Origin of the sequence: Microbacterium meiriae (assembly GCF_040702565.1) — a bacterium.
GTDB lineage: Bacteria > Actinomycetota > Actinomycetes > Actinomycetales > Microbacteriaceae > Microbacterium > Microbacterium meiriae.
The window spans coordinates 1351444-1376492 of the sequence record NZ_JBFBLJ010000001.1; the positions used below are offsets into that span (position 1 = coordinate 1351444).

At 70.2% G+C, this 25049-nt stretch carries 24 protein-coding genes; 9 read left to right on the forward strand and 15 right to left on the reverse strand.

Going from position 1 to position 25049, the window contains the following annotated elements:
* The first annotated feature begins 1 nt into the window (after position 1).
* Genes AB0310_RS06545 through AB0310_RS06560 form a run of 4 tightly spaced genes read left to right on the forward strand, consistent with a single transcriptional unit; the run spans position 2 to position 4249 of the window.
* Entirely contained in the window at positions 2 to 1651 is a 1650-nt protein-coding gene (locus AB0310_RS06545; protein WP_366236830.1) for an ATP-binding cassette domain-containing protein, read from the forward strand.
* Positions 1648 to 2610 (forward strand): S66 peptidase family protein, encoded by a 963-nt coding sequence (locus tag AB0310_RS06550; protein ID WP_366236831.1) that lies wholly within the window; start codon positions 1648 to 1650, stop codon positions 2608 to 2610. Before AB0310_RS06545 ends, AB0310_RS06550 begins: the two co-directional genes overlap by 4 nt.
* Complete coding sequence (locus tag AB0310_RS06555; RefSeq protein ID WP_366236832.1) at positions 2607 to 3440, forward strand: serine hydrolase; 834 nt, start codon at positions 2607 to 2609, stop codon at positions 3438 to 3440. Before AB0310_RS06550 ends, AB0310_RS06555 begins: the two co-directional genes overlap by 4 nt.
* Complete coding sequence (locus AB0310_RS06560) at positions 3437 to 4249, forward strand: serine hydrolase (protein ID WP_366236833.1); 813 nt, start codon at positions 3437 to 3439, stop codon at positions 4247 to 4249. The genes AB0310_RS06555 and AB0310_RS06560 overlap by 4 nt, the downstream gene beginning before the upstream one ends.
* A gap of 96 nt (positions 4250 to 4345) precedes the next feature.
* On the opposite strand, the gene AB0310_RS06565 is transcribed toward AB0310_RS06560, so the two are convergent.
* Positions 4346 to 5395 carry a P1 family peptidase gene (locus AB0310_RS06565; RefSeq protein ID WP_366236834.1) on the reverse strand — a complete coding sequence of 350 codons (1050 nt, stop codon included), beginning with the start codon at positions 5393 to 5395 and terminating at the stop codon, positions 4346 to 4348.
* 157 nt (positions 5396 to 5552) lie between these two features.
* Between AB0310_RS06565 and valS the strand changes: the two genes are divergently transcribed.
* Both valS and AB0310_RS06575 read left to right on the forward strand, forming a co-directional pair.
* Positions 5553 to 8147, forward strand: a complete 2595-nt coding sequence (valS, locus tag AB0310_RS06570; RefSeq protein WP_187661726.1) for a valine--tRNA ligase — start codon at positions 5553 to 5555, stop codon at positions 8145 to 8147.
* Positions 8147 to 8356: a hypothetical protein gene (locus AB0310_RS06575; RefSeq protein WP_025105004.1), complete on the forward strand. Its 210-nt coding sequence runs from the start codon at positions 8147 to 8149 to the stop codon at positions 8354 to 8356. The genes valS and AB0310_RS06575 overlap by 1 nt, the downstream gene beginning before the upstream one ends.
* A gap of 85 nt (positions 8357 to 8441) precedes the next feature.
* On the opposite strand, the gene AB0310_RS06580 is transcribed toward AB0310_RS06575, so the two are convergent.
* The 4 genes from AB0310_RS06580 to tdh are packed head-to-tail and all read right to left on the reverse strand — an operon-like array spanning position 8442 to position 11548.
* Positions 8442 to 8660 carry a hypothetical protein gene (locus tag AB0310_RS06580; RefSeq protein WP_187661727.1) on the reverse strand — a complete coding sequence of 73 codons (219 nt, stop codon included), beginning with the start codon at positions 8658 to 8660 and terminating at the stop codon, positions 8442 to 8444.
* Entirely contained in the window at positions 8657 to 9271 is a 615-nt protein-coding gene (locus tag AB0310_RS06585) for an ArsR/SmtB family transcription factor (protein WP_187661728.1), read from the reverse strand. The genes AB0310_RS06580 and AB0310_RS06585 overlap by 4 nt, the downstream gene beginning before the upstream one ends.
* 55 nt (positions 9272 to 9326) lie before the next feature.
* A complete protein-coding gene (locus AB0310_RS06590; protein ID WP_280564051.1) occupies positions 9327 to 10505 on the reverse strand; it encodes a glycine C-acetyltransferase in 1179 nt (392 codons plus the stop codon).
* Positions 10505 to 11548: an L-threonine 3-dehydrogenase gene (tdh, locus tag AB0310_RS06595; protein WP_366236835.1), complete on the reverse strand. Its 1044-nt coding sequence runs from the start codon at positions 11546 to 11548 to the stop codon at positions 10505 to 10507. The genes AB0310_RS06590 and tdh overlap by 1 nt, the downstream gene beginning before the upstream one ends.
* Before the next feature lie 81 nt (positions 11549 to 11629).
* Here tdh and AB0310_RS06600 point away from each other — a divergent pair, with 81 nt between their 5' ends.
* From AB0310_RS06600 to AB0310_RS06610, 3 genes are read left to right on the forward strand one after another with little or no spacing between them, the layout of a single operon-like run.
* Positions 11630 to 12562: a LysR family transcriptional regulator gene (locus AB0310_RS06600; protein ID WP_366236836.1), complete on the forward strand. Its 933-nt coding sequence runs from the start codon at positions 11630 to 11632 to the stop codon at positions 12560 to 12562.
* 9 nt (positions 12563 to 12571) lie between these two features.
* Positions 12572 to 14623 carry a M3 family metallopeptidase gene (locus AB0310_RS06605; RefSeq protein ID WP_366236837.1) on the forward strand — a complete coding sequence of 684 codons (2052 nt, stop codon included), beginning with the start codon at positions 12572 to 12574 and terminating at the stop codon, positions 14621 to 14623.
* Positions 14624 to 14642: 19 nt separating this feature from the next.
* Positions 14643 to 15140 (forward strand): GyrI-like domain-containing protein, encoded by a 498-nt coding sequence (locus AB0310_RS06610; RefSeq protein ID WP_366236838.1) that lies wholly within the window; start codon positions 14643 to 14645, stop codon positions 15138 to 15140.
* Positions 15141 to 15206: 66 nt separating this feature from the next.
* Here AB0310_RS06610 and clpX read toward each other — a convergent pair whose 3' ends face one another.
* From clpX to tig, 10 genes are all read right to left on the reverse strand, one after another.
* The gene (gene clpX, locus AB0310_RS06615) at positions 15207 to 16475 is read right to left on the reverse strand and encodes an ATP-dependent Clp protease ATP-binding subunit ClpX (RefSeq protein WP_187661733.1); all 1269 of its coding nucleotides are present in this window, start codon (positions 16473 to 16475) and stop codon (positions 15207 to 15209) included.
* Positions 16476 to 16592: 117 nt separating this feature from the next.
* Positions 16593 to 17117 (reverse strand): hypothetical protein, encoded by a 525-nt coding sequence (locus tag AB0310_RS06620; RefSeq protein WP_280564061.1) that lies wholly within the window; start codon positions 17115 to 17117, stop codon positions 16593 to 16595.
* Between the two features lie 103 nt (positions 17118 to 17220).
* Positions 17221 to 18072 carry an aldehyde dehydrogenase family protein gene (locus AB0310_RS06625; RefSeq protein WP_366236839.1) on the reverse strand — a complete coding sequence of 284 codons (852 nt, stop codon included), beginning with the start codon at positions 18070 to 18072 and terminating at the stop codon, positions 17221 to 17223.
* Complete coding sequence (locus AB0310_RS06630) at positions 18069 to 19511, reverse strand: aldehyde dehydrogenase family protein (RefSeq protein ID WP_280564067.1); 1443 nt, start codon at positions 19509 to 19511, stop codon at positions 18069 to 18071. Before AB0310_RS06630 ends, AB0310_RS06625 begins: the two co-directional genes overlap by 4 nt.
* A gap of 53 nt (positions 19512 to 19564) precedes the next feature.
* Entirely contained in the window at positions 19565 to 20566 is a 1002-nt protein-coding gene (gene deoC / locus AB0310_RS06635; protein WP_366236840.1) for a deoxyribose-phosphate aldolase, read from the reverse strand.
* Positions 20563 to 21498, reverse strand: a complete 936-nt coding sequence (locus AB0310_RS06640; protein ID WP_366236841.1) for a sugar-binding transcriptional regulator — start codon at positions 21496 to 21498, stop codon at positions 20563 to 20565. The genes deoC and AB0310_RS06640 overlap by 4 nt, the downstream gene beginning before the upstream one ends.
* Positions 21499 to 21651: 153 nt before the next feature.
* The gene (locus AB0310_RS06645; RefSeq protein WP_025105017.1) at positions 21652 to 22293 is read right to left on the reverse strand and encodes an ATP-dependent Clp protease proteolytic subunit; all 642 of its coding nucleotides are present in this window, start codon (positions 22291 to 22293) and stop codon (positions 21652 to 21654) included.
* Positions 22294 to 22310: 17 nt separating this feature from the next.
* Positions 22311 to 22898, reverse strand: a complete 588-nt coding sequence (locus AB0310_RS06650; protein ID WP_025105018.1) for an ATP-dependent Clp protease proteolytic subunit — start codon at positions 22896 to 22898, stop codon at positions 22311 to 22313.
* A gap of 81 nt (positions 22899 to 22979) precedes the next feature.
* Positions 22980 to 23474 (reverse strand): tetratricopeptide repeat protein, encoded by a 495-nt coding sequence (locus AB0310_RS06655; protein WP_366236842.1) that lies wholly within the window; start codon positions 23472 to 23474, stop codon positions 22980 to 22982.
* 72 nt (positions 23475 to 23546) lie between these two features.
* Positions 23547 to 25025, reverse strand: coding sequence for a trigger factor (gene tig / locus AB0310_RS06660; RefSeq protein ID WP_366236843.1), 1479 nt, complete (start codon positions 25023 to 25025; stop codon positions 23547 to 23549).
* Positions 25026 to 25049: the final 24 nt, after the last annotated feature.

Genomic DNA, 25049 nt, shown 5'->3' on the forward strand with positions numbered 1-25049 from the left:
GATGCCCGACCTGATCTTCGACGACGTCTCCATCACGTACCGCACCTCCGGGCGGTCCGGTCGGGACGAGGTGGCGGCCGTGCGCAACGTCTCGCTCACCCTCCCGGCAGGGCAGACCCTCGGCATCGCCGGCGAGTCAGGCTCCGGCAAGTCCACGCTCGCCATGAGCGTGCTCCGGCTCCTGCCGCGCAACGCACGTCTCAGCGGCCGTGTGCTGCTGGGCGACGAGGATGTCGCCTCGTTGTCCTTCGGGCAGCTGCGCGCCGTGCGCTGGGCGCAGACGTCCATCGTGTTCCAGGGCGCGATGCACTCGCTCAACCCGGTGCGCACCGTCGGCTGGCAGCTCCTGGAGGCGCTCGAGCTGCACGCCTCGGAGCGTTGGAAGGGCGAGAAGGCACGCAGAGAACGCGTGCGCGAACTGCTCGACATCGTCGACCTGCCGCAGCAGAAGAGCGAGTCGTACCCGCATGAGCTCTCCGGCGGCCAGAAGCAGCGCGTGATGATCGCTATGGCCCTCGCCTGCGATCCCGAGGTCATCATCGCGGACGAGCCGACCACCGCGCTCGACGTGATCGTGCAGAAGCAGATCCTCGACATGATCTCCCGGCTCGTGGCGGAGCGCGGCATCTCGATGCTCATGATCAGCCACGACCTGTCGGTGCTCGCCACGGCCTGCGACCGGATCGCCATCATGCGCGACGGGGAGCTCGTCGAGGTCGGCGAGAGCTACGCGGTCTGCACCAGCCCGCAGGAGGCGTACACGCGTCAGCTCGCCGACGCCTTTCCCACGATCGGCGACCCGGCCTCGCGGATGGCCCCGGTGACCCGGCACGGTCGTGGCGCGGACGAGGTGCCGGAGATCACGCACGGCGACGAGGTGCTGCTGGAGGCGCGCGGCGTCAACGTCACCTATCGCTCCGGCGGGCGCCCCGTGCACGCGGTCCGCGACGTCGACCTCTCCGTGCGCACAGGCGAGATCGTGGCGCTCGTCGGCCAGTCCGGCTCGGGCAAGTCGACCCTCGCCCGCGCGCTGATGGGCTTGCAGCCTGCCGACCCCGGGTCGCAGATCCGCTTCGACGGCGCAACCCTTCCGTCGAAGGGACGCGACCTCGCGCGATTCCGCTCGCAGGTGCAGCTCGTGCTGCAGGACCCGTGGGCCGCGCTGAACCCGAAGCACAGCGTGTACGAGTCCGTGGCCGAGGGGCTGCGGGTGCAGCGCTTCCCCGGCGACGAGCGCGAACGCGTGGCGCAGAGCCTCGCGGACGCGGAACTCACCCCGCCGGAGCGCTACTTCGGCGCCATCCCGCAGGAGCTCAGCGGCGGGCAGAGGCAGCGCGTCGTCATCGCGGGGGCCCTCGCCGTGCAGCCGCAGATGCTCATCGCGGACGAGCCCGTCGCCTCGCTCGACGCGTCCGTGCGCGGGGAGATCCTCGGACTCCTGCTGGAGCTGCGCCGCCGCCTCGGGCTCTCCGCCCTCGTCATCACGCACGACCTCGGTCTCGCCTGGAACATCGCCCACACCGTCGCGGTGATGTACCACGGGCAGATCGTCGAGCACGGCCCCACCGAAGAGGTGCTGCTGAACCCGCAGCACGAGTACACCAGGCACCTGCTGTCCGCGGCGCCGCGCATCGAGGAGAAGACGGCATGAGCGTCACGACGGAGGCGGCGGTGTCGCCCTATCTCGACACAGCGCCCCTGCAGCCCGGCGACACCGTGGCGATCGTCTCGCCCTCCGGTCCCGGTAACGAGGAGAACACCCAGCGCGCCGTCGGCTACTACGAGTCCTGGGGTCTGAAGGTCCGGGTGGGAGAGCATGTCCTCACGCCGCACCCGCGCGCGTCGTACCTCGCGGGGCCCGACGACCTCCGCCGCGCCGACCTCGTCGGCGCCTGGCTCGACCCCGAGGTGGACGCCGTCGTCACGGCCCGAGGCGGCTACGGGGCCCTGCGCCTCCTCGACGGCATCGACTGGGCCGACATGCGCCGAGGCGCGCTGCGCAAGGACGGACGACCGAAGCTCCTCACGGGCTCGTCCGATGTGACCGCCCTGCACGAGACGTGGCGCGCGCATCTCGACGTCGCGACGCTCTTCTGCCCGATGGCGGGCAACAACGTCTTCCGCGATTCCGAGCAGGTGCGCGACGACGTGCAGCGCTGGCTCTTCGAACCCTGGCGGGGGCGGGAGCTCATCGGCCCGAAGACCGAGATCATGACGCCGGGTCGCGCCGAGGGGCGCTTCACGGGCGGCAACCTCAGTCTGCTCGCCGCCGGACTCGGCGCCCCGGAGGCGGACGTCCCAGCCCCTGGCATCCTTTTCCTGGAGGACATCACCGAGGAGCCGTACCGCCTCGACGGCTTCGTGACGCAGCTGCGTCGGGCAGGCCGTCTGGCGCAGGCGACGGGCATCGTGCTCGGCTCCTGGCATGAGTGCGGCGACCTCGACCTGGTCCACGCGCTCATGCGGGACGAGTTCCAGGACGCCGGCGTCCCCGTGCTGTGGGAGCAGGGCTTCGGCCACGACCTGCACGCCCTCACCATCCCGCTCGGTGTGGATGGGGTGCTGGACGCGACCGGCGACGAGCCGCGCCTCACGGTGGGACGGCCATGATCGCGCTTCCTCCCCTCGACCCCCGTGTCACCTGGTCGATCCGGCTCGTCGACGCCGGCAGCGGGGAGACCCTGGCCGAGCACGAGCCGCACAGGCAGTGCGAGACCGCGAGCATCGGCAAGATCTTCCTGCTCCTCGAGGTCGCGCGCCGGCTGGAGGCGGGCACGCTCGCCGAGGACGACCGGATCGAGATCCCGGACGAGCACCGCGTCGAGGACTCCGGACTGCTGTACCGCATGCACGATCAGCGCATCACGGTGCACGACGCGGCGCTCCTCGTCGGTGCGGTGAGCGACAACCTCGCCACGAACGCGCTAATCCATCTCAGCGGCCTGGAGGAGGTGCGGGCCGTCGCTCCGACCCTCGGGTACCGCGACACCGCGCTGCACGACTACATCCGCAACGAGCGCACGCCCGACCTGCCCTGGACGCCGTCGTTCGGCACCGCGGCCGAGCTGTCCGACGTGATGCGCCGTCTCGGTGCCGGCGAGGCGTTCTCGCCCGCGGTGAGCGCCCGGGTGCTGGACTGGCTCGCCGCCGACACCGACACGTCGATGACCGCCGACGCCTTCCTCCTCGACCCCCTCGCCCACGTCGAGGCCGAGTATCAGGGCATGGTGCTGCGCCACAAGACCGGCAGCGTGAGCTTCGCCCGCGTCGACGTCGGGCTGCTGCGGGGACCGGAGGCCGCTGTCGCCTATGCGGTGGCGGCGAACTGGAAGGACTCCGCGGCCGACCTCCGGGCGCCCGTGCTCGACGACATGCGCGCCGTCGGCGAACTCATCCGTGCGCACGTGACCGGGCGTGCACGGGACGAGGAGGACGCATGAGCGCTATCGACGTGGAGCTCCCCGACGAGAACGGCACCGTGTGGTCGGTGCTCGTCCAGGACATCGACTCGGGCGAGGTGCTGCTGCGCCATGACCCGGAGACGGTGCAGGACACCGCGAGCGTGGGCAAGATCTTCCTCCTGCACCGGCTCCTCACCGAGGTCGACGCGGGCACGCGCACCCTCGAGGACCGGGTCACCCGGCGGCCGGTCGAGGCCATCGAGGACTCCGGTCTCTGGTACCTGCTCCAGGCATCCGAGCTGTCGCTGTACGACGTGGCCGCTCTCATCGGAGCGGTGAGCGACAACGCCGCGACCAACACGCTGGGTCGCGTCATCGGCATCCCGACCGTGCAGGAGCACACCCGCGCGCTCGGCTACACCGCCTCCGCCCTCGACGACATCGTGCGGTGGCCGATCCCGCCCGGCGCACCCCGCACGCTGTCGCACGCGAACGCCGCGGAACTCGTGCGCTTCATGTCGCGGCTCGCCGACGGCACCGACCTCTCCCCCGCCTCGGCCGACACGCTGCGCCGCTGGCTGGGCGCGGGCATGGACCTGTCGATGGTCGCCTCGGCGTTCGACCTCGACCCGCTCGCGCACTGGGGCTTCGACCGCGGCGTCTGGCTGCTGAACAAGACCGGCACGATCTCCCGCGTCCGCGCCGACACCGGGATCGCGATGTCCCCCAGCCGCCGGATCGCCTACGCCGTGCTGGCCAACTGGGACAGAGGAGCCGACGGACGCGGTCCGGTGCTGGCCGCGATGCGTCGCATCGGCGAGGGCATCCAGGCCGCGCTCGCCGACTGACCACGGTTCACAACTCAGGACATCCGGTGTCAGTCGGTACGACGCGCCGCACCCGCGGCACCGCCGACCCGGTTTCTCCTGAGTTGTGAACGCGGGTCAGACGGCTCCGGCACGAGCCAGACGCTCCCGCACCCGGTCGATCGGCACCGCGTGCGCCGTCCGCCCCTCGGGGCCCACGGTGGTCTCCGCGGCGAGCACCGAGTTGATCAGCGCCTCCTCGACAGCGTCCATCGTCGCGGCGAAGAGCGGCGAGAGGTCGTCATCCGCCGCAGGACCGCCCGACGCCGGGTCGTGCACGGAAAAGGCGATCGCGTAGTCGCCGCTGCCCTGTGCGTAGTCGGCGCCCACGCCCCGCATCGCGAACACGGCGCGGTGGGCCACCCGGCCGAGCTGACGGCCGTCGACGGGCGCATCCGTCGCGACGACGATCATGCACGAGTTGCCGACGGGCTGTGCCGGCTCCTCGGCGAGCAGCTCCTCCGCGGGCAGCGGCACCCCCGCGATCCGCAACGTGCCGCTGAAATTCGTCTGCACGAGAGCCCCGACCGTGGACGCGCTCCCCGCGACATCGACCAGACGGGACGCCGTGCCGATGCCGCCCTTGTACCCGAGGGCGACGGTTCCGGCACCGGCACCGACGCACCCCTCCGCGACCGGACCCGCTGCCGCCGCAGCCAGTGCCGCCGTCACCTGCTCCTCGCCCACGGCCCGCCGGCGGATGTCGGAGAGGAACCCGTCATTCGTCTCGCCCACCACCGGGTTCAACGTGGTCGTCCGCGCATGCGCCGGCGTCGCCAGCAGGTGCCCGAGCAGCGCATCCGCGACGCGGAACACGGACAGGGTCGAGGTCAGTAGGACCGGCGTCTCCAGAGCCCCGAGCTCGCGGAGCTGCGTGGCACCCACGAGCTTGCCGTAGCCATTGCCGACCGAGAGGTTCGCGGGAAGGCTGCGGCGCTCGGCGGTGAGGGCGTCGGGGACGATGGCCGTCACTCCCGTGTGCAGACCGTCGCCGTGCAGCGTGGCGTGCCCCACCCGCACGCCGGGGACATCGGTGATGGCGTTCGCCGGGCCGCGCGCGAAGGCGCCGGACGGGACCCCGAGGTCGGCGAGACGGGGACGGGAGGACGAGGACGACGGCGGTGTCATGCTCCGATCCTCCCAGCGTCGGAGGGGCCGGCCGCAGTGCCGCGCCGGACGCTCCCCCGGGTCGAGCGCCCGTCCCGTGCGCTCGGTAGACTGGGCGGCACCACCCACACTCAGGCACGCTCACACAGTGCCGCATACATCGCTCGAGGAGACCTCCATGTCCGCCATTCCCGACAAGCCCGCACTCGAAGGTCTCGAAGCGAAGTGGGACGCCGCCTGGGCGGAGCAGGGTACGTACCTGTTCGACCGTCTGCGCGCCGCCGAGCTCGGCCGTGAGGGCGTCTACTCGATCGACACCCCGCCGCCCACCGCCTCCGGCAGCCTCCACATCGGTCACGTGTTCTCCTACACGCACACCGACGTCAAGGCGCGGTACGAGCGCATGCGCGGCAAGACCGTGTTCTACCCGATGGGCTGGGACGACAACGGCCTGCCCACCGAGCGCCGTGTGCAGAACTACTACGGTGTGCGCTGCGACCCGTCGCTCCCCTACGACGCCGACTTCACCCCGCCGTTCGAGGGCGGCGACAACAAGTCGAGCCGCGCCGCCGACCAGCAGCCGATCAGCCGTCGCAACTTCATCGAGCTGTGCGAGCGCCTCACGATCGAGGACGAGAAGCAGTTCGAGGCGCTGTTCCGTCAGCTCGGGCTGAGCGTGGACTGGACGCAGACCTACCGCACCATCTCCGACGACACGATCCGGCAGAGCCAGCTCGCCTTCCTCCGCAACATCGAGCGCGGCGAGGCGTATCAAGCCCTGGCACCGACGCTGTGGGACATCGACTTCCGCTCCGCGATCGCGCAGGCCGAACTCGAGGACCGCGACCAGCAGGCGGCGTACCACACGATCGAGTTCCCCTTCGCGGACGGTTCCGGTTCCATCGCGATCGACACCACGCGCCCGGAGCTCCTCCCCGCGTGCATCGCGATCGTTACCCACCCCGAGGGACCGCACAAGCACCTCATCGGCACGAAGGTCCGTACGCCCTACTTCGGCGCCGAGATCGAGATCCACGGCCACCACCTCGCCCAGCCCGACAAGGGCACCGGCGCCGCCATGGTCTGCACCTTCGGCGACGTGACCGACATCATCTGGTGGCGCGAGCTGCGCACCGCTGCCGGCGAGTCCCTGCCGAACATGACGACGATCGGTCTCGACGGCCGTTTCCTCCCCGAGGCCCCGTCGATCGTGGCCGACGCCGACGCCCGCGCCTGGTACGCGGAGAACGTGGCCGGCAAGACCGTCTTCAGCGCCCGCAAGGCGATCGTCGAGAAGCTGCAGGAGACCGGCGACATGACCGCCGTCGGCAAGCCCTTCCAGCACGCCGTGAAGTTCTTCGAGAAGGGTGACCGCCCGCTCGAGATCGTCTCGACCCGGCAGTGGTACATCCGCAACGGCGCCCGCGACGGCGAGCTGCGCGAGCAGCTCCTCGCGCACGGCACCGAGCTGGCGTGGCACCCCGACTTCATGCGGGTCCGCTACGAGAACTGGGTCGGCGGCCTCACCGGCGACTGGCTCGTGTCCCGGCAGCGGTTCTTCGGTGTGCCGATCCCGCTCTGGTACGCGCTGGACGAGAACGGCGAGCGCGACTACGACCGCGTGCTCACCCCGGACGCGGCCGCGCTGCCCATCGACCCGACCACGGACGTCCCCGCGGGCTACACCGAGGCCCAGCGCGGCGTGCCGGGCGGGTTCGACGCCGAGGCCGACATCCTCGACACGTGGGCGACCTCGTCGCTGACCCCGCAGCTCGCGGGCGGCTGGCAGCGCGACGAGGAGCTGTGGCAGCTCACCGCTCCGTTCGATCTGCGCCCGCAGGGACAGGACATCATCCGCACCTGGCTCTTCTCGACCATGCTGCGCTCCACGCTCGAAGACGGCCGCGCCCCGTGGAAGAACGCCGCCATCTCCGGCTTCATCGTCGACCCCGACCGCAAGAAGATGTCGAAGTCGAAGGGCAACGTGGTCACCCCTGCCGACGTGCTCGACGCCCACGGCTCGGACGCGGTGCGGTACTGGGCGGCTTCCAGCCGCCTCGGCATGGACGCGGCCTTCGACCCGCAGAACCCGACCCAGGTGAAGATCGGTCGGCGTCTGGCGATCAAGGTGCTCAACGCCGCGAAGTTCGTGCTGTCGTTCCCGGTGCCCGCGGGCGCTCAGGTGACACACGCGCTCGACGCCTCGATGCTCACGGCGCTCGACGCGGTGGTGGCCGAGGCGACCGCGGCCTTCGACCGGTATGACGCGGCCAGGGCGCTCGAGCTGACCGAGGCGTTCTTCTGGACGTTCTGCGACGACTACCTGGAGCTCGTGAAGGAGCGCGCCTACAACCAGAACGACGTGGGCCAGGCCTCGGCCGCCCTTGCGCTGCGTCTGGCGCTGTCCACGCTGCTCCGCCTGCTCGCACCGGTGCTCTCCTTCGCCACGGAGGAGGCCTGGTCGTGGTTCGAGGAGGGCTCCGTGCACACCGCAGCGTGGCCCGAGAAGCTCGGCATCGAGGGCGACCCGGCCGTGCTGGCCGCCGCCAGCGAGGCGCTCATCGGCATCCGGCGCGCGAAGACCGAGGCGAAGGCGTCGCAGAAGACCCCGGTCTCCCGTGCCGCCATCGCCGCACCCGCCGCGAAGGTCGAGGCCTTGCGCGCCGCGGCGGACGACCTCCGCGCTGTCGGCCGCATCGCCGAGCTCGAGATCTCCGAGGCGGAGGAGTTCGCGGTCACCGCGATCGAGCTCGCCCCGGTCGAGGCTTCCTGATGCAGCTCGGCACGCGCTGGGCCACGGGGGCGCAGCCCCCCGCGTCCGTCCCCGAGGCGTTGCGCCCCGCGATCGCCGAGGTCGAGTCCCAGGGCCTCACCGGCCACTGGACCCTCACCTGGCTCGAGGGCCGCGCGATCGCGGAGCTCGACGCCGGCTGGGAGGTCCTCCAGACCCCCTCCGGCGAGGTCATCGCCCGCCCCTTCTGATCGCCGAGACCCCGCTTCATCGTCGAGACCCCCTCCTCTCCGCGCGGATAGGAGGGGGTCTCGACGCGTAACCGGGGTCTCGGCGTCAGCGGCGCGGGGCTCCGAGCTGCGCGAGGAGATGGTCGACGGCGTGCGGGTCATGCCGGCGGGCCTGCTGTTCGCGGAGGAGGTCGAGGGCGAGGACCCGCCGCTGTGCGCGACGCTCGATCCGGTGCTCGATCATTGCGGTGACCCGGTCGGCGAGGTGCAGCAGGCCGCGCTCCGTCCGCGTGGGACTGACGAGGTGCAGGGTGGCGGCGGTCATGATGCGTCCGTCGTCTCGGCCGTGGCGGCGCCGCCAGGCGTGGGGAGGTCGAAGATCTCGGCACGGAGGGAGACACGGCGCACGTCCGGACCCTCCTGACCGCGGTACTGCGCGATCGCCTTCTCCACGACGGCCTCCAGTTCCGCCCGCAGCGACATCGCCTGCTCCGCGGTCATGTCGAGGTGCGTGGTGATGGTCAGACCCACGTCACGCCACCCCTCGGGGATGTCGGCATCCGAGCGGTTGAGGTACTGCATCAGCGTCTCGTGCCGGAGCCGGAAGAACTCCGATGTCACGATCTGGGCCGCGGCACGGTTGGCCGGCGACATCTGCTCGTCCGGTCCCGGCACGTCGATGCGGCCCTTCGGGCGCTCCCACCACCGCTCCCGCGCCGTGCCACGACCTTCCACTTCGCGGATGAGATCGTGGGCGGCGAGGGCGCGGAGGTGGTAGCTGGTGGATCCCGAGGTCTCCCCGACGAGGGCCGCGAGAGAGCTGGCCGTCTGAGGACCACGAGAGGCGAGCAGATCGAAGATCTTGACCCGCAGCGGATGCGCCAGCGCCTTGAGCGCTCCCGCATCCAGCGTCCGTACCTGCGTCTCGTTCGTCATGCATGCAAAGGTACGCTTGCAAACAACTCTTTGCAAGCTTTTCTTTGCAACGCGGTCAGCTCACCGCATCCCGCGCCGCGACGAAGGCCGTTACACAGCGCTCGACCTGCTCGGCGGAGTGCGCGGCGGAGAGCTGCACCCGGATGCGCGCCTTCCCCCGCGGCACCACCGGGAAGCTGAACGCCGTCACGTAGACGCCCTGGTCCTGCATCGCCGCGGCGATCCGGGCTGTGAGCGCGGCATCACCGAACATGACCGGCACGATCGGGTGCTCTCCGGGAAGCAGATCGAAGGCTTCCTCCGCCATCCGGGTGCGGAACAGGGCTGCGTTGTCCCGCAGCCGCGCCCGCAGGTCCGCCGATCCCTCGACGAGGTCGAGTGCGGTCAGGGTACCGGCCACGATGGCCGGAGCGAGGGTGTTCGAGAACAGGTACGGACGGGAACGCTGACGCAGCAGCGCGACGATCTCCGCGTGGGAGGCGACGTACCCCCCGGAGGCGCCGCCCAACGCCTTGCCGAAGGTGCCGGTGTAGATGTCGACACGATCTGCGACGCCGCACAGCTCCGGCGTCCCCCGCCCGTTCTCCCCGACGAAGCCGACCGCGTGCGAGTCGTCCACGAAGACGAGGGCGTCGTACCGCTCGGCGAGGTCGCAGATCTCAGCGAGCGGGGCGATGTAGCCGTCCATCGAGAAGACGCCGTCGGTCACGATCACGCGGAACCGGGCATCGGCGGCTGCCCGCAACTGCTCCTCCAGATCCGCCATGTCGCGGTTGCGGTACCGGAGTCGGCGCGCCTTCGACAGGCGGATGCCGTCGATGATGGACGCGTGGTTCAACTCGTCCGAGATGATCGCGTCCTCCGCGGAGAACAGCGTCTCGAAGACACCGCCGTTGGCGTCGAAGCAGGACGAGTAGAGGATCGCGTCGTCGGTGCCGAGGAAGTCCGCCAGCCGACGCTCGAGTTCGAGGTGCTGCTCCTGCGTGCCGCAGATGAAGCGCACGCTCGCGAGCCCGTACCCCCACTCGTCCAGGGCCGTCCGGGCCGCAGCGAGGATGCGGGGGTCGTCGGCGAGCCCGAGATAGTTGTTCGCGCAGAAGTTGAGCACCTCGGCGCCGTCGGCCGTGATCTCCGCCCGCTGCGGTCCGCGGATGCCGCGCTCGTGCTTGGTGAGCCCGGCCTCCTCGATCCCCGCCAGCTCCTGCGCCACATGGTCCTTGAAGGTCGCGTACATCACAGCTCCGTCCAGTCGAGGATGATCTTGCCCGTGCCGGCGGACTCCGCCGCCGCGAATCCGCGCTCCCAGTCGCGCGCCGGCACGACCTCGGCGATCACGCGACCGATGGCCGCCCGCAGTGTCGCACTCGTATGCAGCATCGCCCCCATGGCGTTCCAGGTCTCGAACATCTCGCGACCATAGATGCCGGTGATGGTGAGCATATGCGTGACGAGCTTGCCCCAATCGATGTCGAACCCCGTCGACGGCAGCCCAAGCATGGCGATCCGTCCGCCGTGGTTCATGTTGTCGATCATCGCCGGGAGCGCCGATGCCGCGCCGCTCATCTCGAAGCCGATGTCGAACCCCTCGCGCATGCCGAGCGCCCGCTGCGCGTCGCGGATCTCCTGGCGGGAGACGTCGACGACGTCGTCTGCTCCCATCCCTCGCGCCATCTCCAGGCGCGGGCCGCTCACGTCGGTCCCCACGATGAAGCGGGCACCGGCATGCCGGGCGACGGCGATCGCCATCAGGCCGATCGGGCCGCAGCCGGTGACGAGGACGTCCTCGCCGACCAGAGGGAAGCGGAGGGCGGTGTGCACGGCGTTGCCGAGCGGGTCGAAGATCGCGCCGAGCTCCGGAGCGACCTCGGCGTGGTGGACCCACACGTTGGTCGCCGGCAGCGAGAGGTACTCGGCGAAGGCACCGTCGCGTTGCAGACCGAGCCCGATGGTGCGGATGCACATCTGCCGCCGTCCGGCACGACAGTTCCGGCAGGTGCCGCAGACGATGTGTCCTTCGCCGGAGACCCGGTCGCCGACGGCGATGTCATGGACGAGCGATCCGATCTCGACGACCTCGCCGTAGAACTCATGTCCCGGGATGAGCTGCGCGGAGATCGCGGAGGCCGCCCAGTCGTCCCATCGCCGGATGTGCAGATCGGTCCCGCAGATGCCGGTGCGGAGGACGCGGATGACGACCTCGCCGGGGCCGGCGGTGGGATCGGGTCGCTCCACGAGCGCGAGGCCGGCGCCGGGTTCCTCCTTGAACAGAGCCTTCATGCTCCGATCTCATCGCATACGTCGCTGTAGAACAATCGGCACCTTCTGCAACGTCTCTATAGCCAGGTCTAAACTATCGACGTGGAACTCCATCAGCTCCAGATCCTCCGCGAACTCGGAGCCTTGGGCAGCGTGACGGCTGTCGCCGATACGCTCCGGGTCACCCCGTCCGCCGTCTCCCAGCAGCTCGCCGCGCTGCAGCGCTCCTTCCCCGCCCCGCTCACCCGTCGCCAGGGCCGCACGCTCGTGCTGACCTCTGCCGGCGAGGTCCTCGCGGCGGCCGGCGCCGAGGCCATCGATGCCATGGCCGCAGCGCGGCACGCACTGGACGACTTCGAGGGCGCCGCGACGGGAGAGGTGAGCGTCAGCGGCTTCCACAGCGTCGGTCAGGCGCTCTTCGGCCCGCTCGTGCGGGAGCTGTCAGGGAAGGAGCACGCCCCGACCGTGCGTCTCACGGACGAGGATGTCGCGCAGAGCGAGTTCCCCGGGCTCACCGCGCGGTACGACCTCGTCCTCGCCCATCGGATGGAGCACTCCGCACCGTGGCCGACCGAGGGCGTCCGCGCCGTGGGTCTCGTCCGCGAGCCGCTGGACGTCGCGGTCGCCGCCGCACATCCTCTCGCCGGTCGCCGCACCCTCTCGCCGGACGAGGTCGCCGACGAGCACTGGGTGACGAGCCGCGTGGGGTACTCCCCCGACGACGTGCTCCGTGCCGTCGCCGCCGTCGCCCGCCGCCCGGTCGAGGTCCGCCACCGCATCAACGACTACGGCGCGGTGTCGGCGGTTGTCGCGGCCGGCGGCGTCCTGGGAATGCTCCCCCGGTTCACCTCGCGCAGCGTCGACGATCGCGACATCGTACGCATCCCCCTGCGCGGCGTGAGCACGCACCGCATGATCGACGTCCTCGCGCGCCCGGAGAACCTGCGCCGCCGCTCGGTCCGTGTCGTCGTCGACGCCCTGCGAGAGGTGATGACCCGTCTGAGCACGGAACGTTCCGGGGATGGCGCTGGCTAGGCTCGGAGGATGAGCGACGCCACGAATCCGCTGCTGCAGCCGTCGACCCTTCCCTTCGGGCTCCCGGACTATCAGGCCATCCGCCCGGAGCACTATCTCCCCGCCTTCCGAGCCGGTTTCGCGGAGCAGCTCGCGGAGGTCGCGAACATCACCCGCGTGCGGTCGATGCCGACGTTCGAGAACACGCTCGAGGCGCTGGAGCGGTCGGGCGAGCTCCTCGACCGGGTGGCGCACGCCTTCTACACCGTGAGCTCCGCCGACGCCACGCCGGAGATCCAGGCGATCGATGAAGAGCTCGCTCCGCTCATGGCCGCCCATGAGGACGCGATCACGCTGGATGCGGCGCTCTACGCCCGCGTGGCCCACGTGTACGACCAGCGTGAGGCGCTCGGCCCCGATTCCGAGCAGCGGTATCTCGTGGAGCGCTACCACCGCGAGATGACGCATGCCGGCGCCGGGCTCGACGACGACGCGAAGGCGCAGCTCACGGGTCTGAACCAGAAGCTGTCCGTGCTCACGAACACGTTCGAGCGGAACCTGCTGAGCGATACGAACGACCTCGCCGTGGTCTTCGACTCCGCCGCCGAGCTGGAGGGCCTGAGTGCGGGCGAGCTCTCGTCCGCGGCGCGCGCCGCGGCCGACCGTGGGCTCGACGGCCGCTACCTCCTCACCCTGCCGCTGTTCACCGGCCATCCGGCCCTCGCCCGGCTCGCGGTGCGGGAATCCCGTCGCCGGATCATGGCGGCGTCGCGCGCGCGGGGCTCGCGCGACAACGGCAACGACAACCGCCCGGTGCTGCGCGAGATCGTGCGCCTCCGCGCCGAGCGCGCGCGCCTCCTCGGATATCCGTCGCATGCCGCGTACATCACCGCCGACGAGACGGCGGGCTCCCCCGAGGCCGTCGAGCGGATGCTGCGCCGGCTGGCTGCGCCGTCCGCCCGGAACGCCCGCGCCGAACGGGACGCGCTCCAGGCGATCGTCGACGAGACCGAGCCGGAGCCCTTCCCCGTGGAGGCCCACGACTGGGCGTTCTACACCGAGCGCGTGCGCACTGCCCGCTACGACATCGACACCGCCGCCCTGCGCCCCTGGTTCGAGGCGGAGCGGGTGCTGCAGGACGGCGTGTTCTTCGCGGCGACCCGCCTGTACGGGGTGACGTTCCACGAGCGGCAGGACCTCGCGGCCTATCACCCGCAGGCCCGCGTGTTCGAGGTGCGCAACGCCGACGACTCTCCCCTGGGCCTCTACGTGCTCGATCTCTACACCCGCGACTCCAAGCGCGGCGGGGCATGGATGAACGCGATCGTCAGCCAGTCCCGGCTGCGGGGCAGCGCCCCGGTCGCGGTGAACAACCTCAACGTCCCGCAGCCCGGGGACCGCGAGCCCACGCTGCTGACGCTCGACGAGGTGACGACGCTGTTCCACGAGTTCGGGCACGCCCTGCACGGCCTGTTCGCCACGGTCACCTACCCGCACTTCGCCGGGACCAACGTGTTCCGCGACTTCGTCGAGTTCCCCAGTCAGGTGAACGAGATGTGGATCCTCTGGCCGGAGGTCCTGGACCACTATGCCCGGCACCACGAGACCGGCGAGCCGCTGGATCCCGCCATCGTGCAGCGGCTGCGGGCGACTGCGACGTTCGATCAAGGGCACGCGACCAGCGAGTACCTCGCCGCAGCGTGGCTGGATCAGGCGTGGCACCGGCTCTCCACCGAGGACACGGTGGAGGATGCCGCCGCGTTCGAGGCCGCAGCGCTGGCCGACATCGGGCTGGATGACCCCGCCGTGCCGACCCGGTATTCCTCCACGTACTTCGCGCACGTCTTCTCCGGCGGTTACAGCGCGGGGTATTACTCGTACATCTGGAGCGAGGTGCTCGACGCCGACACCGTCGAGTGGTTCCGAGAGAACGGCGGGCTCACCAGGGCCAATGGGGACCGTTTCCGCGACCGGCTGCTCGGGGTCGGCGGCTCGAAGGACCCGCTGGCCGCCTACCGCGACTTCCGCGGGCGGGACGCCGACATCGAGCCGCTCCTGAAACGCCGTGGACTGGATTCCTGAGTCGTGAGACCCTGAGCGCATGGACGCATTCCCCGACGCTCCCTTCGGCCCGGCGGACAGCCTGGAGCTGGACGCCGTTCCCCTCGCCGTCATCCAGCACAAGGGTATCCGCCTCGCCGACCTCCGTGACGCTTTCGACACCGGCTACGGGGCGATCGCCGCGGCCTTCGCCGCCGGCAGGCTGATCCCCACCGGCCCGGCGCTCGCGATCTATCACGGCGATCCGATGGGCGTGTTCGATCTGGAGCTCGGCTTCCCGGTGCAGGCACCGCCGTCCGACCCGATCGCCACCGGCGACGGAACCGCCATCGTGGCGTCGGCCCTGCCGACCGGGCAGGCCGTCGCGACCACCGTCTTCGGCTCCTACGACGGTCTCGGCACCGGATGGGCCGGGCTGGTCGCACGCGCGGCGGAGGCCGGGCTGCACCCACGCGGCCTCTGGATCGAGGTGTACGTCTCGGACCCCGGCATCGATCCGGACGAGCTCCGCACGGACCTGCTCATGCCGGTGGCGTGAGCAGGCACGCCTGCGAGCTGCTCACCGCGTCCGCGGGAGGGTGTCTGACCCGCCGGGACCCGGCGCTCAGGCGCTCTTGCGCTTGCGCTCCATCACGATGGTGGGCGGGGCCCCCTCGTCGACGGCGGCACGGGTGATGATCACCTTCGCGACGTCCTCCGCAGACGGGATCTCGAACATCACCGGACCGAGCACGTCCTCCAGGATGGCACGGAGACCACGAGCACCCGTCTTGCGCTCGACCGCCAGATCCGCGATCGACCGCAGCGCGTCCTCCTCGAACTCCAGCTGGACACCGTCGAGCTCGAACATGCGCTGATACTGCTTCACGAGCGCGTTGCGCGGCCCCGTGAGGATGTCGATGAGCGCGGCCTGGTCGAGTGGCGACACGTTGGTGACGACGGGCAGGCGACCGATGAACTCCGGGATGAGCCCGAACTTGTGGAGGTCTTCCGGGAGCACCTCGCTGAAGAGATCGAGGTCCTTGCCCTTGTCGTGCAGCGGAGCGCCGAAGCCGACGCCGTGCTTGCCGACGCGCGCCGAGACGATGTCCTCCAGCCCGGCGAAGGCACCGGCCACGATGAAGAGCACGTTCGAGGTGTCGATCTGCAGGAACTCCTGGTGCGGGTGCTTGCGACCGCCCTGCGGCGGCACCGAGGCGACCGTGCCCTCGATGATCTTCAGCAGCGCCTGCTGCACACCCTCGCCCGACACATCGCGGGTGATCGACGGGTTCTCGGCCTTGCGGGCGATCTTGTCGACCTCGTCGATGTAGATGATGCCCTGCTCGGCGCGCTTCACGTCATAGTCCGCGGCCTGGATGAGCTTGAGGAGGATGTTCTCGACGTCTTCGCCGACGTAGCCGGCCTCCGTCAGCGCGGTCGCGTCGGCGACGGCGAACGGCACGTTGAGGCGCTTGGCGAGCGTCTGCGCCAGATAGGTCTTACCGCAGCCCGTCGGGCCGATGAGCAGGATGTTGCTCTTCGCGATCTCGATCTCTTCGGCCTTCTGCTCGGCCGGCTGCAGCGTGCCGTGGGCGCGGACGCGCTTGTAGTGGTTGTAGACGGCGACGGAGAGGGCGCGCTTCGCGGGCTCCTGTCCGACGACGTACTCCTCGAGGAACGTGAAGATCTCGCGAGGCTTCGGAAGCTCGAACTCGGCGACGCCCTCAGCGGACGACTCCGCCATGCGCTCTTCGATGATCTCGTTGCAGAGCTCGACGCACTCGTCGCAGATGTACACGCCGGGTCCGGCGATGAGCTGCTGCACCTGCTTCTGGCTCTTTCCGCAGAACGAGCACTTGAACAGGTCAGCGCTTTCACCGATGCGGGCCATGCGCGTCCTCCTCGGGGGGATCAGGATCGTTCTTCGAGCCTAACCGCTGCATACGACACCGGGCCGCATTGGCGACGAGTCGTTCGGCGGGTCCGGCGGATGACGGTGTCTCCGCCGTCATTCCGCGGGGAGGCAGCCGCCGTCCATGATGTATCCCCCGACATCGATCCGCACCTCGTCCGGACGCACCTCCCCGAAGACGCAGCCGCCCTCGGGACCGTCGGCACCGAACGCCACCGCGCGCGCATCTCCCCGGGCGACGTGATGGACGAGGCCGACCTCGCGCAAGGCGTCCTCGACGGAGGTCACAGAGATCGTGCTCTCCGTGCGCAGTGCTTCGAGACGCACGCGGAGGTCCGCCACCGGCTGCTCGGCGGCCGCCCGCGCCTCGGCCGACGTCTCCATCCGCTCACGATGCCGGTCGTTCTGTTCCATCGCGTGTTCCGGGTCGTACGGCGCACACTCCGGCGGAAGCTCGGCGCCGTCCACCTGCGGACAGGCGACGGTCGGGGTCACGGTCGGCGTCGGCGTGCCGGTGCCGACGGCCGCGGGTGTCGGAGCGCATCCCCCGAGAAGCAGGATCGCCGCCAGCACGAGCGTCACTCGCCCGGGGCGGGCGCGGACGCCGGAGGTCGCCATCATGCCGCCATGAAACCACAGCACCGGCGTCACGCGCACGCTGCTCGAACGACGAGGGCCCCGCCGCGCGGCACGCGACAGGGCCTTCGGTCATCCTGACTGGAAGTCAGACCATGCTCTTCGTGTGCCAGACCGTCTTGACCTCGGTGAAGGCGGCGATCCGCTCCGGCGACGCGACCACGTCGCCCGGGGCGAGCACGCGCTTCAGCGTGTCCGCTGCGGCGATCTGCATGTCGACCCACTCCAGCGCACCGGCGCCGGCGAGGTCGAGGGCGTTCACGTCCTGGTGTGAGGCGAGCCAGGGGGCGATCTCGGCCGGCGAACCGGTGAGCACGTTCACCGCGCCGCCGGGGACGTCGCTGGTCGCGAGCACCTCGGCGAGACTGATCGCGGAGAGCGGGTACTGCTCGCTCGCGACCACGACGACGGTGTTCCCGGCGACGAGGGCGGGGGCGATGACAGAGACCAGGCCGAGCAGCGCGGAGTCCTGCGGCGCCACGATCGCGACCACACCGGTGGGCTCTGGCACCGAGATGTTGAAGTACGGGCCGGAGACGGGGTTCGCGTTGCCCGCCACCTGGGCGTACTTGTCGCACCACCCGGCGTACCAGACCCAGAGATCGATCGCCTCGTCGACCTGCGCCGTGGCCGCCGAGGACGAGATGCCCTCCTGCGCCACGATCTCGTCGACGAACTGTGCGCGACGTCCCTCGAGCACCTCGGCAACGCGGTAGAGCACCTGGCCGCGGTTGTAGGCCGTCGCCCCCGACCAGCCCTTGACGGCGGCGCGCGCGGCGACGACCGCATCACGGGCGTCCTTGCGGGAGGCCTTGGCGGCGTTGGCGAGGAAGGCGCCCTTGCGGGAGACGACCTCGTACGTGCGTCCGGACTCGCTGCGGGGGAAGGCCCCGCCGATGGCGAGCTTGTAGGTCTTCGGAACGGTCAGTCGCTTGCTCATGCTGCGGCTCCCTTGAGGTAGGCGGTGAGCCCCTGGCGACCGCCCTCGCGGCCGAATCCGGACTCCTTGTAGCCGCCGAACGGGCTCGACGGGTCGAAACGGTTGAACGTGTTGGCCCACACGACGCCCGCACGCAGCCGATCCGCGACTGCGAGGATGCGCGAGCCCTTGTCCGACCAGATGCCCGCCGAGAGGCCGTACGGCGTGTTGTTGGCCTTCGCGATCGCCTCGGCGGGCGTCCGGAAGGTGAGGACCGACAGCACCGGGCCGAACACCTCGTCTCGGGCGATGCGGTGCGAGGCCTCGACGCCGGTGAAGATCGTCGGAGCGAACCAGAAGCCCTGCTCCGGGATCGCGCAGTCGGCGGTCCAGCGCTCCGCGCCCTCGGCCTCGCCGATGTCGCTCAGCTCGCGGATGCGGGCGAGCTGCGCTGCCGAGTTAATCGCGCCGATGTCCGTGTTCTTGTCGAGCGGGTCGCCGAGACGCAGCGTCGACAGCCGGTTCTTCAGCCGGTCGACGACCTCGTCGTGGATCGACTCCTGCACGAGCAGACGACTCCCGGCGCAGCACACGTGGCCCTGGTTGAAGAAGATGCCGTTGACGATGCCCTCGACAGCCTGATCGATCGGCGCGTCGTCGAACACGATGTTCGCGGCCTTGCCGCCCAGCTCCAGCGTCAGCTTCTTGTTCGTCCCCGCGACAGCCCGGGCGATGTCGCGACCGACACCCGTCGAGCCGGTGAACGCGACCTTGTCGACGTCCGGGTGACGGACCAGGGCGGCCCCGGTCGAGCCGGCCCCCGTGACGATGTTCACGACACCGGCGGGGAGATCGGCCTGCTGCAGGATCTCGGCGAAGATCAGTGCCGTCAGCGGCGTGGTCTCTGCCGGCTTGAGCACGACCGTGTTCCCTGCCGCCAGCGCGGGCGCCAGCTTCCACGCGAGCATCAGCAGCGGGAAGTTCCAGGGGATGACCTGCCCGGCGACGCCCAGGGCGCGCGGGTTCGCGCCGAGACCGGCGTAGTCGAGCTTGTCGGCCCACCCCGCGTAGTAGAAGAACCAGGACGCCACGAGGGGCACGTCCACGTCGCGGCTCTCCTTGATGGGCTTGCCGTTGTCGAGGCTCTCGGCGACGGCCAGCTCACGGGCACGCTCCTGCACGAGGCGGGCGATGCGGAACAGGTACTTGCCCCTGTCGCGGCCGCTCATCCGCGACCAGACCTTGTCGTAGGCGCGACGTGCCGCGGCGACGGCGCGGTCGATGTCCGCGTCGTCGGCGGAGGCGATCTCGGCGATCTCCTTCTCCGTCGCCGGGGAGATGGTGCGGAAGGGGGTGCCGGAGCCGTCGACGAACTCGCCGTCGATGAACAGCCCGTAGCTGTCCTTGAGGTTCAGCACCGCCGTGGACTCCGGAGCCGGAGCGTATTCCAGGAAGTTCATTTCAATCCCTTGGGTTGCTGCCCTTCGACCGGCTCAGGGACCGGCCGAAGAAGTCAGTCGATCGTGACGTAGTCGGGGCCGGAGTAGTGGCCGGTGGCGAGCTTCTGACGCTGCAGGAGCACGTCGTTGAGCAGGCTCGAGGCGCCGAAGCGGAACAGGTGCGGCTGGAGCCACTCCTCCCCCACGGTCTCGGCGACGGTCACCAGGTACTTGACCGCGTCCTTGGACGAGCGGATGCCGCCCGCGGGCTTCACGCCGATGCGCTCCCCCGTGCCGCGGTACCAGTCGCGCACCGTCTCCAGCATCAGCAGCGTGGTCGGCAGCGTCGCCGCCGGCTGCACCTTGCCCGTCGAGGTCTTGATGAAGTCGCCGCCGGCGAGGATGCCGAGCCAGGAGGCGCGCTTGATGTTGTCGTACGTGTTCAGCTCGCCGGTCTCGAGGATCACCTTGAGCGAGGCGTACGAGCCGTCCTCGCGGCGGCACGCCTCCTTGACCTGGGCGATCTGGTCGAACACCAGCCCGTAGCGGCCGGACAGGAACGCGCCCCGGTCGATGACCATGTCGATCTCGTCCGCACCGGCCGCGACCGCCTCCGCGGTGTCGGCGAGCTTGATCGCGAGGGAGGACCGGCCGCTCGGGAAGGCGGTGGCCACGGCGGCGACCGAGATGAGGCCGTCGTCGGGGTCGCCGTGCAGGCTGCCGAGGGCCTCGACCGCGCCGGCGACCATGTCACCGTAGAAGCAGACCGCGGCGACGCGGGGCGTCGAGGGGTCAGCGGCGTCGGGGTTCTTCGCCTTGGCGACGAGGGACCGTACCTTGCCGGGAGTGTCCGCACCCTCCAGGGTGGTCAGGTCGATCAGCTTGATGATCGTGTCCAGCGCCCACGCCTTCGACGTCGTCTTGATGGAGCGGGTGCCGAGGCCGGCAGCGCGCTGCTCCAGCCCGACGGCGTCCACGCCGGGGAGGCCGTGCAGGAAGCGACGGAGGGTCGCGTCGTCCGGCTCACCACCGAGGACGTCCACCGCCGTCCTGCGGCTGAGTTCTGTCGTCGTCACTGTTCCTCCAACAATGCTCGTGCTGTGGTCTCATCGGTCACCAGGACCCCGCACAGGCCGCTGGTCACGACCGTGCGCGCGATGTCGTGCTTGGCGGGGCCCGCCGTCACGAAGATGGCCCGCGCGGCGCCGCGCAGGCGGTCGAGCGAGACGCCGACCGTACGGGCGTCCAGCCGCGGGTCGACGATGTTGCCCTCGGCGTCGACATAGCGCCCGAGGACGTCGCCGACGGCGCCGCGGCGCGCGAGCTCCTCCACATCGTCGGCGGTGAGATAGCCGTTCTCGACGTGGGCGGAGGTCGCATCGCAAGGTCCGGCGGTGAAGAGGAACGCCTGGGCGTCCGCGGCCTCCTCCAACACGGCCGCGACGGTGCGGTCCCCTTCGATGGCCTGCTTCGTCTCGACGTGCTCCAGGATCGCGGGGCTCGGCAGCAGCGAGACCTGGCCGGAGGCACGCTGGGCGATGGTCACCGCGAGTCCCGCGGCCCCGCCCGAGCGCCGGTTGAGGCTGACGCCGCCGTTGAGCTGCACGACGGTGACGCCGTTCGCCCAGCCGTCGGGCAGGGCCTCGGCCACGGCGCGGAGCGTCTTGCCCCAGCTCACCCCGAGGGTGCGCGGAACAGGGCGGAGGGCGGTCAGGAAGTCGGCGGCCGCCTGGGCGACGCGCTCCAGAGTGCCCTCGTCGCCCTCGGGTGAGGGGACGACCACGGCATCGGTGAGGCCGAAGCGCTCCACGAGCTCGCGCTCGAGGCCGAGCCGACGGGCGCGCGGGTGGACGATCTCGATGCGGACGATGCCGCGCTGCCGCGCCTGCGTGAGGAGGCGCCCGACCTTCCACCGGGAGATCTTCAGGAGACCACCGATCTCGTCCTGCGTCTTGTCCTCGTCGTAGTACAGCTCGGCGACCCGGACCATGAGCAGATCTTCTTCCACGGTGTCCTCCTTCCTCCTCCAGGGTAGGCCGGATTCAGCGTTCGCGCACCCATCTGCTCATATGCGCATCTGCGCCATCCTCCCGCGCGCATCCGCGGGAGACGCGAAGAGGACGCCCGTCGACCGACGGGCGTCCTCTTCTGCGGGTGCGGACTACGCGCGCTTGCGCGAGGTGAGCACCTGGTCGACGATGCCGTACTCCAGCGCCTCGTTGGCCGAGAGGATCTTGTCGCGATCGATGTCGCGGTTGACCTGCTCGACCGGCTTGCCGGTGTGACGGGCCATGGTCTCCTCGAGCCAGGTACGCATGCGGAGGATCTCCGCCGCCTGGATCTCGATGTCGGAGGCCTGACCGTGTCCGGCCTCCCCCATCGCGGGCTGGTGCATCAGCACGCGGGCGTTCGGCAGCGCGAGACGCTTGCCGGGAGCGCCCGCCGCGAGCAGCACGGAGGCGGCCGAGGCCGCCTGGCCGAGCACGACGGTCTGGATCTGCGGCGCGACGTACTGCATCGTGTCGTAGATCGCCGTCATCGCGGTGAAGGAGCCACCGGGCGAATTGATGTACATGGTGATGTCGCGCTCGGAGTCCTGGCTCTCCAGGACGAGGAGCTGCGCCATGACGTCGTCGGCCGACGCGTCGTCGACCTGCACGCCGAGGAAGATCACGCGGTCTTCGAACAGCTTGTTGTACGGGTCCTGGCGCTTGAAGCCGTAGGCGGTGCGCTCTTCGAACTGCGGCAGCACATAGCGGCTGGAGGGCAGGTTTCCGGCGGACTGGAACGTGGGTGTGTACATGGTGTCCTCTCGAATCCTTACTCGACGCCCGTGCCGCCGCCGCCGGTGACGTCGCTGGCGTGCTCGCGGATGTGGTCGACGAAGCCGTACTCGAGGGCCTCCTCCGCCGTGAACCAGCGGTCGCGGTCGCCGTCGGCGTTGATCTGCTCGACGGGCTTGCCGGTCTGCGACGCGGTGATCTCGGCGAGGCGCTTCTTCATCGACAGGATGAGCTGCGCCTGGGTCTGGATGTCGCTCGCGGTGCCGCCGAAGCCGCCGTGCGGCTGGTGCAGCAGCACGCGGGCGTTCGGCGTGATGTAGCGCTTGCCCTTGGTGCCGCTCGTCAGCAGCAGCTGGCCCATGGACGCGGCCATGCCGATGCCGACCGTGACGATGTCGTTCGGCACGAACTGCATCGTGTCGTAGATCGCCATGCCCGCGGTGATCGAGCCGCCGGGCGAGTTGATGTAGAGGTAGATGTCCTTCTCGGAGTCTTCGGCGGCGAGAAGGAGGATCTTCGCGCAGATCTCGTTGGCGTTGTCGTCTCGCACCTCCGAGCCGAGCCAGATGATGCGGTCCTTCAGCAACCTGTCGAAGACGCTTGTCGCGACGAGGGGTTCAGCCATGTCAGCTCCTGCTTCCGTGTTTCAGTGATTCGAATCTACCGGCGCGCGCACAGCCCCTAGGTCGTGTTCGCCGTCGGCATATCAGGTGTCGCTGCCGGCGATCTCGTGCGCGTACGCCGTCATCGACCGGTGGTAGCGCGGCAGGTGCGGGACGAGGGCGAGGATGGCCACCGACAGGCCCTGCGCGGGCCGGCCGGCACTCGCGAGGATGAGGGCGTGCACCACTGCGACCGCGTCGCGACACGGGCCGTCCGCCGCGAGATCCTCCTCGGCGCGGATAACTCGCAGCGCCTCGTCGTAGTCCCCCAGGTTGCGCAGCGAGCTCGCGAGCTGGATCACGCACTGCGGGCGATGCTCCTCGTCGAGGCCGAGCGCCAGGGCGCGGCGGTACAGCTCCACGGCCTCCGCCGGGCGGCCGGCGGAATCGCGAGCTCCGGCGCGCTCGAACTCGGCCCTGGCGTCGTCCGCACCCCGTTCGGCGGCGAGGGCATCGATGCGGGCGATCGTCTCGTCGCCGACCTCCTCTCCGGAGGCCTCCGCCCACACCTGCTCGATGCGGTCGTCCCAGCTCGTCATCCCGTCATCCTTCCCTCGATGAGAAAGAGGGCGGATGCCGCAGCACCCGCCCTCTTCACTCGACCGTGCCGATCACTCGGCGGTGTCGGCGTCCTTCTTGGCCGGAGCCTTCTTCGCCGCCGGCTTCTTGGCGGCAGGCTTCTTCTCCGCGGCGGGCTTCTCGTCCGCGTCGGCATCCTTCTTGGCGGCCGCCTTCTTGGCCGGAGCCTTCTTCTTCGCGGCCGGCTTCTCCTCGGCCTCGGCGGGCTTCTCGTCCTCGGACTCGGCCTCGTCGTCGGTCACGACGAAGTCGGAGAGGTCGACGGCCTTGCCGTTGGTGTCCACGACCTTGACCTTGCCCAGCGCGATCGCGAGCGCCTTGTTCCGGGCGACCTCGCCGACCAGAGCGGGGAGCTGGTTCGAGGACTGCAGCGCCTCGACGAACTCCTGCGGCGCCATGCCGTACTGCGCGGCGGACTGGATGAGGTACTGCGAGAGCTCCTCCTGCGAGACCTGCACGTCGGCCTGCTCGGCGATCGTGTCGAGCAGCACCTGCGTGCGGAACTGCTTCTCGCTGGCCTCGGTCACCTCGGCGCGGTGCACGTCGTCCTCGAGACGACCCTCGCCCTCGAGGTGGTTGTGCACCTCGTCCTCGATGAGCTGCGGCGGGACCGGGATCTCGATCTGCTCGAGCAGCGTCTCGACGAGCTTGTCGCGCGCGGCAGAGCCCTGCGTGAAGACGCCCTGCTGCTCGACGCGCTCGCGCAGGCTGTCGCGCAGCTCCGCGATGGTGTCGAACTCGCTCGCGATCTGCGCGAACTCGTCGTCGGCCTCGGGAAGCTCGCGCTCCTTGACGGCCTTGACGGTGACGGAGACCTCCGCCTCCTTGCCGGCGTGGTCGCCACCGACGAGGGCGGAGCGGAAGGTGGTGTCCTCACCGGCGGTGAGCGACTCGATCGCGTCGTCGATGCCCTCGAGGAGCTCGCCGGAGCCGATCTCGTAGGAGACGCCCTCGGCGCGGTCGATCTCGCTGCCGTCGATCGTCGCGACGAGGTCCAGCTCGACGAAGTCGCCCTTGGCTGCGGGGCGGTCGACGGGGATGAGCGTGCCGAAGCGGGCGCGCATGTTCTCCAGCTCGGCGTCGAGGGCGGCCTCGTCGGCCTCCACGGCGTCGACCTCGAGGGTGATGCCCGCGTAGTCGGGGAGCTCGATCTCCGGGCGCACGTCGACCTCGACGTCGACGAGCAGGTCGCCCGAGAAGTCCTTCTCGTTGGGCCACTGCGTGATCTCGGCCGACGGACGACCGACGATGCGGAGCTTGTGCTCGGCGGTCGCCTCGCGGAAGAACTTGTCCAGGCCCTCGTTGACGGCGTGCTCGATGACGGCGCCGCGGCCGATGCGCTGGTCGATGATCGGAGCCGGCACCTTGCCCTTGCGGAAGCCGGGGATCTGGACGTCCTGCGCGATGTGCTCGTAGGCGTGCGTGATGCTCGGCTTGAGGTCGTCCGGGGTGACCGTGATGGTGAGCTTGACCCGGGTCGGGGTCAGCTTCTCGACGGTGCTGTTCGCCATGCTGGTGTGTTCTCCTTGTGGTTT